A 10,091-nucleotide genomic window follows, 5' to 3' on the forward strand; every position below is an offset into this window, starting at 1 on the left:
TTTCCACTTGTTTATTTTCAGTTTTTGACGGATATTATTGGTTGACAAACCCATTCAACCATGAAAATCCGCCTTTTTTTCTTCCTTTCTCTTTTTCTCATTCCTGAGTTGTCTTTTTCTCAAACCCCAGATAAGCCAAATATTTTATGGTTATCTGTGGAGGATATCAGCCCTTTGCTCGCACCTTATGGGGATAACAGTATCCAAACACCTAATATCAGCCGTTTAGCCAGGGAAGGAATTGTCTTTACAAATGCCTTTACCACCGCAGGAGTCTGTGCCCCGAGCCGAAGCAGTATCATCACAGGAATGTATCCTGTCAGCATCGGAACGCATAATATGCGGACCGGACCACACTATGCTTATCGAGAACCGGAGGACGAGGTTTATAAAACCTATTATCGACAAAAAGACATCAATGGTAAAAATGTTCCCGAATATGCAGCAGTTCCTCCGCCTTTTGTCAAAGTTTTTACCGAGTACCTCCGTGCAGCAGGATATTTTACCACCAATGCTGCCAAGACAGATTACCAGTTCAATTCCCCGATTACTGCTTGGGATGAAATAGGAAGGGATGCGCATTACAAAAACCGGGCTCCGGGTCAGCCTTTCTTTGCTGTTTTCAATCACGAAATCACCCATGAATCCAGAGTATTCGGAAAGAAGGATGATCCCATGCTATCCGATATCCAAAACATTAAAATTCCTGCTTATTTCCCTGATTTGCCTGTGGTAAGACAAGATGTGGGACGCGTGTATTCTAATATCATTGAACTTGATCAGCAAATTGGAAGCATGCTGAAGGAACTTGAGGATGCGGATTTGTTGGATAAGACCATCATTTTTTTCTGGTCGGACCATGGCGGCCCATTGCTCAGGCAAAAAAGAGCAGTCGGGAATTCTGGGCTTAGAGTCCCATTGATTGTACGTATGCCAAATGGGCAAATGGGGGGAACAAAAGTAGAAGATATCGTTTCGCTGATGGATTTGGGTCCTACGGTGATGTCATTGGCAGGGATCGAGCCACCTGATTATATGCACGGAAAGGCCTTTTTGGGGAAATATAAAAGCAAAAGCCCACATCAATATGCCTTTGGTTCTGCTGACCGTTTTGATGAATCCATAGACATGACACGCTCGGTGATTGATGGAAAGTTTGTTTACATCAGAAACTTCAGGCCTGAGCTGCCACTAATTTTTCGAAATTTATATAGGGAGCAGATTGATATGACCCAGGTTTTAATTGAAATGGATCAACAAGGAAAATTGACTGGGGATCCGGCTTATATTTTCATGAAGACTAAACCTCAGGAGGAATTGTATGATTTGTCCACGGATCCTTACGAAGTTAAAAATCTTGCTCAATTGCCTGAGTACCAGGATAAGCTCAAAGAACTTCGGACTGCCTTGAGCAAATGGCAATTGGAAGTAAAAGATCTGGGATTTGTGCCGGAATCTGATCTGGTTAATTTGATGTGGCCGGGAATGATTCAACCTGAAACGGCAAAGGTCACATTTTCAAAGTCCGAAGGTAAATTGGTTTTGTCATCTTCGACAGAAGGGGCAAGTATCGCTTATCAGATTGGGGATGAAATAGGAGGGAAGCATTGGAGATTGTACCATGAGCCTATTCCTGAAGCCAAAAACATTGCCGCAAGGGCAGTTAGAATCGGATACAAAACCTCTGAAATCAGCCATTTTAAATAAGCCAACATGAAATCGAAAATCAGTTTTCTCCTTTTGCTTTTCTCTTTAACAATGAATCTTATGGCACAGATACCACCAAATTATGATGAAAGCAAAGTCCCGGACCTGATTTTGCCGGATCCATTCGTTAGCTTGAAAGGTAATCCCATTTTGACTAGAGAGGATTGGGAAAATTTCAGAAGGCCGGAAATTTTAAGGCTTTTTGAAGAAAATATGTATGGTCAGGTTCCAAAGGATTTTGATGATATTTCATTTTCGGAGGTGACAAAAAGCCAAAACCCATATTCAAATACTGCCATTCTGAAGGAAGTTGATATCAAGGTTTCCCGTAAAGGGAAAACCCACAGCATGCGCTTGAATGTTTTTATTCCAAAGTCTGGTTCTGTCCCATTTCCGGTGTTTTTGCTGATCAATTACAAGCCTGCAGATCCATCGGGTAAATTGGTGGAAACTGACTTTTGGGTGGTGGAGGAATTGGTCAAACAAGGCTATGCAACGGCTTCGTTTCATGCTGAGACTGTAGCTCCGGATGACAAAGATAAGTTTGCAGAGGGGGTGATCGGGACACTTTATCCTGAGCAACTCGATCAAAAAGACGGCATGCGGGCATTGAGTGCATGGGCTTGGGGAGCGATGCGGGCGATGGATTATTTCGAAAAAGAATCATTGATCGATGCAAAACGGGCAGTTTTGGTAGGACATTCCCGGGCAGGAAAAGCGGCGCTTTGGGCGAGTGCCAATGATACCCGATGGGCGGTGACGATTCCAAATGAATCAGGTTGTGGTGGAGCAGCTTTGTCCAAGAGGAAATTTGGGGAAACGGTGCAAGTCATCAATACGTCATTTCCCCATTGGTTCAATGACAATTTCAAAGCTTTCAATGGAAAAGAGGAACTGTTGCCGATGGACCAACATATGTTGGTTTCCCTGATCGCACCTCGAGCGGTTTATTTTTCGAGTGCAAGAGAAGACCGTTGGGCAGACCCCAAAGGAGAGTACCTTTCGATGAAACTGGGAAGCAGGGTTTATTCTCAGATTTATGGTAAAACAATCAATTTTCCTTTGGACTTTGAGGAGTTGAAAGAGCCTGTCATTCAACCATTCGCAGGTTACCATATCCGTGAAGGCGAACATGATCTCACTTTGGAAGATTGGAAAAGCTATATGGATTTTGTGGAGATGAATTTAGGGAGAAAAGATAAGTGAATAGACCATAGTCGATAGTCCATAGTTCGTCAGGGTCGGTCTTAGCGTGAGTCAAATCCAGCTTCTGGAGAAGCAGGATAGCGGGAAACCTTCCTTAGTAATTTTTCTTGCATTTTCCTTTTGCGCCTTTGCGTCTTTGCGAGAGTCATTTTAATTTTTTCTTTGTGTCTCCGTCTCTTTTGTGGGATACTCCTTTTACTTTGCTCCTTTGCGAGAGATTTTATTTTCCTTTGTGCCTCCGTGTCTTTGTGGGATTCTTCTTTGTTCCTTACTTTGCGACCTTGCGTCTTTGCGTGATCTTTAAAATATGAAAAACCAGAAACACCTTTTCCAACTCCCTGAAGATATCCATTACCTAAACGGTGCTTACATGTCCCCTTTGCTTAGGTCAGTGGAAGAAATCGGGATCGAGAGTTTGATCCTGAAAAGAAACCCCACAGGCATCCAACCCAAGGATTTTTTTGGAAATGCCGAGATCCTCAAAAGCAATTTTGGGAAGTTGGTAAACTGTCCGGCAAAGCAAGTCGCCATCATTCCTGCAGCGTCTTATGGTTTGAGCTCGGCGATCAACAATCTTCCTTTGGATAACGGAAACACTGCATTGGTCGTCTCCGAAGAATTTCCAAGTGGGTACTATGCTATTGAGAAATGGTGCAACAAAAACCACAAAACCCTCCAAACTATCAAAGCTCCTGAAGCTTTGGAGAAAAGAGGCGAAAAGTGGAATCAATCAATTCTTGAAGCCATCAATGAAAATACGGCCACCGTGGTGATGTCTACCATACATTGGACGGACGGGACGCTTTTTGACCTCAAAGCAATCGGGAGAAAGTGCAGGGAAAACAATGCATTATTCATCCTTGACGGCACCCAATCAGTAGGTGCTTTGCCGATTGATGTGGAGGAATTTCAGATCGATGCCTTGGTTTGTGCAGGGTATAAATGGCTGATGGGGCCCTATTCGATTGGTTTGGCTTATTTTTCTGAGTTTTTTAATAATGGAATTCCTCTGGAGGAAACATGGGTCAACAGGAGCAATGCCCAAAATTTTTCCGGCTTGACCAACTATGTGGAAGATTATGCACCAGGTGCAGGAAGATACAATGTAGGTGAATACGGGAATTTCATCCTGCTACCGATGATGAATGAAGCCATCGAGCAGATTTTGGAATGGAAATCAGAAAACATCCAATCTTACTGTCAACAGCTTACCCAACCTTTAATTGAGTTTTTGAGGGGAAATGGATTTTGGGTAGAAGAAGATGACTTCAGGGCAAAACATCTTTTTGGCTTTCTGCTACCTCCGAATATTTCCCAAGAAACACTGCTTCAAAAACTGAATGAAAAAAAAATCTACGTCTCTGTCCGTGGCAAAGCCATTCGGCTATCTACCCATTTGTACAACACAGAGAAGGATATTGAAATGTTGATTCAGACTTTGGAGGAACTTTGACCAACCATCTTTGGACTATTTATATTTGAACTTCGAGTGTTCTCTTTGTGACTTTTGTCCAAAAAAATCAATTCGGTTTTCAAGTACCTTTGTTTTCCAAAACCCTTGTGCTATGAAATACCTTGTTATTTTCTTTTTCGCCCTTACATTTCTGGGCAGCTGTAATTCAAAAACTTCTGATAACTCTCAGGTTTCAGGAACGGTAGAAGAAGTAGATGCGGTCACTTTCAAAAACCTCATGGCCTCCGGAAATGGCATCGTGTTGGATGTGAGAACGCCCGGCGAAGTCGCTCAGGGAATGATTCCTGATGCTTTTGCGATCGATATTTATCAAAACGGTTTTGAAGAAAAACTTCAAAGTTTACCAAAAGACAAAGAAATTTATGTCTATTGTGCGGTAGGTGGCCGAAGCAGACAGGCAGCTCAGATCCTTTTGGATAACGGCTTTTCAAAAGTCTATAACCTCAGCGGCGGGATTGTGGAATGGAACAGGAATGGATTCCCTATTGTGAAACCGGAGTAATTGAGAGCCAAGAAACAAGAGGCAAGAGCCGAGAAACAAGAATCTAGAGGCAAGAAAAAACAAGAATTGTTATTTTATTAAAACTCAATAGACCAGACTTTTTTATTTGGGAAATTTTCAAATTTGAGAATAACCCAATAACCAATAACGAATAACCATTAACCCATTTTTTAATTTCCTCCGAGGCACTACCGTGTTTTATCCTCTTACCCAAAAATCAACCTCCCAAATAATTTTCCAGTTTCCATTCTGTTAATTTTTTGTAGCTTGAAAATTCATTTAAAACCAACCACCATGAATAGATTTTATCGCCTAGGGGTATTGCTTTTTCTTATTGCAGTACTTCCCCTTCAAGCACAAAAAATCGATGAAACCTACAACCAAAAAATCAGGGAATTTACTACAGACAAACGATTTCTTCCTGAGTTTCTTTTGGATGTAGTCGATCATCCTACCATTCCCTCCCCGCTAAAACATTTTGGCCACATCATAGGGGCTGAAGGGCAGCTTCACCGTTCTGCTGAGATCTATGGCTATTACCAAAAACTTGCAGATACCTCTCCATTGGTTCATATGCAGGAAATGGGAAAAACAGAGGAGGGCAGGCCTTTTTATTTGATTGTAATTGGAAATGAAGATGCGATCCAGCGCCTTGACCATTACAAAAGCCAGTTGGCGAAATTGGCAGACCCCCGAAAAACAAGTCCTGAACAGGCAGAAACCATAATATTGGATAGTAAGCCTGTTTACTATGTTAGTGGCGGCATGCATGCCACAGAAATGGGTTCACCGGAAGCACTCATGGAACTCGCTTATCGATTAGCGACTTCCCCTGCTTCCGAAATCAAAGATATCCGTGACAATGTGATCACTGTCATCAACCCCATCTCTGAACCGGATGGCTTGGACAAGCAGGTTGATTGGTATTACCGGTACACTAAAGGCAGGAAAGAATTTGATGATGGATTCCCGCGCTCATCGCCCTATTGGGCCAAATATGTCTTCCATGACAATAACAGGGATGGACTGCAGGTTTCTCAGGAAATCACCAAATCGATTTTCAGAGGATTTTTTGAGTTTCATCCAACCGTCATGCTAGACTTACACGAGTCGGTTCCTTTGCTTTACATATCTACAGGAACAGGTCCTTACAACGATTTTGTAGATCCGATAACCGTCAGCGAATGGCAAATCATGGCCAATCATGACATGGCTAAAGTAGCCTCTCAAGGTTTGCCCGGTGCATTTACCTGGGCATTTTATGATGGTTGGTGGCCTGGATACGGAATTTGGGTAGCCAATAACCACAACTCTAACGGACGGTTTTATGAAACTTATGGCAATGCCGGGGCGGATACTTATCTCCGCGATCTGAGCGGTGCAAGATTTGCGGGTGACCTAGTCACTTCCAAAGAATGGTACCGACCAGATCCGGCTACAGGACAGGTGTATTGGTCTTTTAGAAATAACATCAACTACACCATGACCGGTGTCATCGCCTCGCTTTCTTATGCAGCCAATAATGATAGAATGCTGCTGCAGAATTTTTACAAAAAAGGGTACAACAGTGTTGAAAAAGGTAAAACGGAAGGAGCAAAAGCCTTCACTATTGCCAAAGACCAAAGAGATCCTGCAATGGTCGCCTATCTTGCCAAGCAGCTGATGCTTCAGGGCATAGAAGTTCATGAATCTGAAAGTAATTTTGTTGTCATGTCAGAGCAGCCTTACCGTAACCTTGCGGTATCTCTTTTGACACCACAGGCTTATCCTAAAGATGCCAAATACCCCCCTTATGATGCGATTGCATGGACCCTGCCTTACCTTTATGGGGTCAAAGTGGAATCAAAAGACAGTATTGATTTTGATGTCTCCCGGCTGAAGTTATTGACTGAGAGTCCAAAATACCAAGGAAAAGTCGATGGACAGGGAAGTAACTATCTCATAGAATATAAAGCTCAAAACACCGTGTTACCGGCTTTGTATGCCATCAAAGCTGCCAACAAAAATGCAGAAATCACGATCCTTCCAAAACAGACGGTTGTCGATGGAGATACGCTTTCCGCAGGAGCCATTTTGATCAAAAAAATCAATTCTGACCAAGCGAAAAAAGTTGCTGCTGATTTTGGCTTGGATCTTAAAGCTGGAGGTTCCAATGTGGCTGCTGCTGATCAGAAGGCTGTTAAATTGCCAAGAGTGGCTATTTATCATACCTGGTACAATACCCAAGATGAAGGATGGTCGAGATATACTTTCGAAGAAAGAGGAATTCCTTACACTTCCATTGACAAAGATGACCTGAAGGCTGGTAACCTGAAAACCCGTTTTGATGTCATCCTTTTGCCAAGGGTGCGTGGCGATGCCAAGAGATTTGTCCATGGAGTGGATAAGAAATACGGTCCAATGCCATTTACCAAAACTGCCGAATTCCCTTCTCACGGCTTCCCTGATGCCACTACCGATATGACTGGTGGACCTGGTTTTTTGGGAGTGGACAATTTGAAAAAGTTTGCTGAAGAAGGTGGCCTTCTTATCACGTTGGACAATACAAGTGCCATCATGTCTGAGCTAGGTATTGTTTCCGAACTCAGTACAGCCAATCAGGGAGCCTTGTTCCACCCCGGTTCTATCGTCAATGCCAAAGCTAGGAATACAGGCCATCCGGTGCTGTTTGGCTATCCCGAGACTTTCCCGCTTTTCCGTGGAAATGGGCCTTTGCTAGAGACTGATAAGTATAACCGAAACATGATGCTCGTGCAATATGGCACCAAGCCTTTGAAGGATGAACTGGAATTTGAAGGTCCGATTATGGGTATGCCTGACAAACCAAAAGCTGAGAAAGCCGCCAAATCTGAAGGAAAAGATGCTCCTTATGTGATAGCAGGGATGGTAAGAAACGAAGATAAAATCGTCGGCCATGGAGCTGTTTTCAATGTGCCTTTGGGAAATGGAAATATCCTTGCATTTACATTCGATCCCCTTCATAGATACCTCAATCATGCCGATGCCCCGATGGTATGGAATGCTATCATCAACTGGGATAGGATGAGGTAACAAGAATTTATTTTATTCAAATCCCGTAGGAAGATTTGAAAGCCCAAGAGGTTTTTCCTTAAAAGGTTTTCAAGTATCCTGCGGGATTTTTTGTTTACCAGAGCAATCTTGGTTTGATATTTAGGTTAAAACTGTGTGCTTGGAATCCTTTTTCATTTGAAAACCAAAAGAAATGTAATTTTTTCCATTCATTAATCATTAAATTGATAACTACTTACAAATCAAAAACATGAAAGCAATAGGGATTATTTTGGCAATACTAGGGGGAATAGGAACAGTTATATTTGGAATGCAGGCCATTCAGGATTCAGATAGTTTCAGGTTGTTTGGGATGGACATCGCGGTGAGTACTGCCGATTGGACACCTGTAATTATCAGTGTAGTGATGTTGGTGATCGGGGTGATTATGTCTAGGAGTAAGAAATAGGATCATAAGAGTAATAGATTCTCCCTCTTTGACATCCTAGGGTTAAATAGGTTTTTTTATTAACATTTCAGCCCTTCGGGATGGGGATTTACTATGATTTTTTTCTTTGGTTATCCTCTGCTTTTTTTACAATCAAGAATATCTATTTATATATCGATATATTTTTTTATCATCTTATTAGAAGATATTTGTATTTATCTATTAAATAGTCGATATTTGAATGTGCTTGCTGTAATAACCGGAGATATCGTCGATTCAAGAAAATTGATCAGCCAACAAGATTGGCTGTTTCCATTAGAGTCCTTGTTCAATACTTGGGGACCAAAGAATGATACTTGGGAGATTTTTCGCGGAGACAGTTTCCAATTGGAAATGGAAAATCCCCTAGATGCCTTGAAAAAATGCATGCTTATCAAGGCTACTTTAAAATCAATCAAATCCCGGGATTTGCAAAAAAGAACTGCCCCAATAGATGTAAGGATGTCTGTCGGTATCGGAGAAAAGGACCAAGACAGTCCCAACATAGGGATGCGGACCGGTTCAGCTTATATCCATTCTGGAGAAGCCTTTGAGCAATTAAGAAACAAAAACCAGAATCTTATGGTCAAAACCCCATGGGAGGATTTTGACAAAGAAATGAATCTGATGCTTAAATTGGCACTTATTGTCATGGACAATTGGTCAAGCAATTCTGGTGAAATTGTAAAGGTTGCTTTGGAAAATCCGCATCTCAAACAAACTGAAATAGGGGCGATCCTTGGAATTGAACAAAACTCAGTCAGTGCAAGATTCCAAAGAGCATACTATGACGAAATGATGGAACTTGATGGTTTATTCAGAGAAATGCTAACCAAATTATTGCCATGATCATTTTTATCAAAATCCTGCTGGCCCATATTTTGGGTGATTTTTTATTCCAACCCAAATCATGGATAAAGGAAAAAGAAAAAGGAAAAGCATCTTCTCCAAAATTATATGTCCATGTTCTGATCCATGGGGCTTTGACCATCCTTTTCCTTTGGGACCTCAGGTTTTGGCCCTTGGCTTTGACGGTGACAGTTTCACATTTCTTTATTGATTGGGCAAAACTCTCCTTCCAAACCAAAAAGAACAGAACCAAATGGTTTATCATCGATCAGTTGCTTCATTTGGCAATTTTGGTTGGAGTAACCCTTATATGGCAGCATCCTGACACGGAATGGCTTATCATATTCAATTCACTTCCGGTTTGGATTGTATTCACGGCAGCATGTTTTCTGAGTTTTGGAGTGGCCATCATCATGAATGTTTTATTAGAACCTTGGTCTTCCAAAATCTTTGACGGTGCCAATGATTCCCTACCCAATGCCGGAAAGTACATTGGGATCCTGGAAAGGCTTTTTGTGTTTGTTTTCATACTTACTGATCATTGGGAAGGAGTTGGTTTTCTGATTACAGCCAAATCTGTTTTTAGATTTGGAGACCTCAAAGAATCCAAAGACCGAAAGCTGACCGAATATATTTTAATCGGCACTTTAATGAGTTTTGGATTTGCGATATTCACAGCACTTATTTCATTGTACCTCATCCAATCCAATTAGCCATGTATCGAAGACCATTTCTCAAAAAACTATCTCTCTTCACTTCTGTGGCCGCTTCGATTCCTATGGTTTCATTTGGTAGGATGAATTCCAGGAAAGAAGCCAAACTCAAGTTTATCATCGCATCTGATGGGCATTATGGCC

Annotated in this window: 8 protein-coding genes; all 8 read left to right on the top strand. The window is 41.8% G+C overall.

The window, feature by feature from the left end; all coding sequences use genetic code 11:
- Positions 1–60: 60 nt before the first annotated feature.
- The 8 genes from ACZFYI_RS09710 to ACZFYI_RS09745 all read left to right on the top strand — a co-directional run bounded on the left by ACZFYI_RS09710 (position 61) and on the right by ACZFYI_RS09745 (position 9,947).
- Positions 61–1,707: a sulfatase family protein gene (locus ACZFYI_RS09710; RefSeq protein ID WP_462523930.1), complete on the top strand. Its 1,647-nt coding sequence runs from the start codon at positions 61–63 to the stop codon at positions 1,705–1,707.
- Between the two features lie 60 nt (positions 1,708–1,767).
- Positions 1,768–2,913, top strand: coding sequence for an alpha/beta hydrolase family protein (locus ACZFYI_RS09715; RefSeq protein ID WP_462523931.1), 1,146 nt, complete (start codon positions 1,768–1,770; stop codon positions 2,911–2,913).
- Between the two features lie 307 nt (positions 2,914–3,220).
- On the top strand, positions 3,221–4,366 hold the full coding sequence (locus ACZFYI_RS09720) for an aminotransferase class V-fold PLP-dependent enzyme (protein WP_462523932.1): 1,146 nt from the start codon (positions 3,221–3,223) through the stop codon (positions 4,364–4,366).
- Positions 4,367–4,478: 112 nt separating this feature from the next.
- Positions 4,479–4,889 (top strand): rhodanese-like domain-containing protein, encoded by a 411-nt coding sequence (locus ACZFYI_RS09725; protein WP_462523933.1) that lies wholly within the window; start codon positions 4,479–4,481, stop codon positions 4,887–4,889.
- Between the two features lie 294 nt (positions 4,890–5,183).
- Complete coding sequence (locus tag ACZFYI_RS09730) at positions 5,184–7,940, top strand: M14 family zinc carboxypeptidase (protein ID WP_462523934.1); 2,757 nt, start codon at positions 5,184–5,186, stop codon at positions 7,938–7,940.
- Between the two features lie 229 nt (positions 7,941–8,169).
- Complete coding sequence (locus ACZFYI_RS09735; RefSeq protein WP_462523935.1) at positions 8,170–8,367, top strand: hypothetical protein; 198 nt, start codon at positions 8,170–8,172, stop codon at positions 8,365–8,367.
- 222 nt (positions 8,368–8,589) lie between these two features.
- Positions 8,590–9,234, top strand: a complete 645-nt coding sequence (locus ACZFYI_RS09740; protein ID WP_462523936.1) for a hypothetical protein — start codon at positions 8,590–8,592, stop codon at positions 9,232–9,234.
- Positions 9,231–9,947, top strand: coding sequence for a DUF3307 domain-containing protein (locus ACZFYI_RS09745; RefSeq protein WP_462523937.1), 717 nt, complete (start codon positions 9,231–9,233; stop codon positions 9,945–9,947). The genes ACZFYI_RS09740 and ACZFYI_RS09745 overlap by 4 nt, the downstream gene beginning before the upstream one ends.
- Positions 9,948–10,091: the final 144 nt, after the last annotated feature.

The organism is Aquiflexum sp., from assembly GCF_977115555.1.

What these genes read in the sequence shown, in the direction of transcription:
- ACZFYI_RS09710 (WP_462523930.1), top strand. Translation starts at nt 61, where the DNA reads ATGAAAATCCGCCTTTTTTTCTTCCTTTCTCTTTTTCTCATTCCTGAG.
- ACZFYI_RS09715 (WP_462523931.1), top strand. Translation starts at nt 1,768, where the DNA reads ATGGCACAGATACCACCAAATTATGATGAAAGCAAAGTCCCGGACCTG.
- ACZFYI_RS09720 (WP_462523932.1), top strand. Translation starts at nt 3,221, where the DNA reads ATGAAAAACCAGAAACACCTTTTCCAACTCCCTGAAGATATCCATTAC.
- ACZFYI_RS09725 (WP_462523933.1), top strand. Translation starts at nt 4,479, where the DNA reads ATGAAATACCTTGTTATTTTCTTTTTCGCCCTTACATTTCTGGGCAGC.
- ACZFYI_RS09730 (WP_462523934.1), top strand. Translation starts at nt 5,184, where the DNA reads ATGAATAGATTTTATCGCCTAGGGGTATTGCTTTTTCTTATTGCAGTA.
- ACZFYI_RS09735 (WP_462523935.1), top strand. Translation starts at nt 8,170, where the DNA reads ATGAAAGCAATAGGGATTATTTTGGCAATACTAGGGGGAATAGGAACA.
- ACZFYI_RS09745 (WP_462523937.1), top strand. Translation starts at nt 9,231, where the DNA reads ATGATCATTTTTATCAAAATCCTGCTGGCCCATATTTTGGGTGATTTT.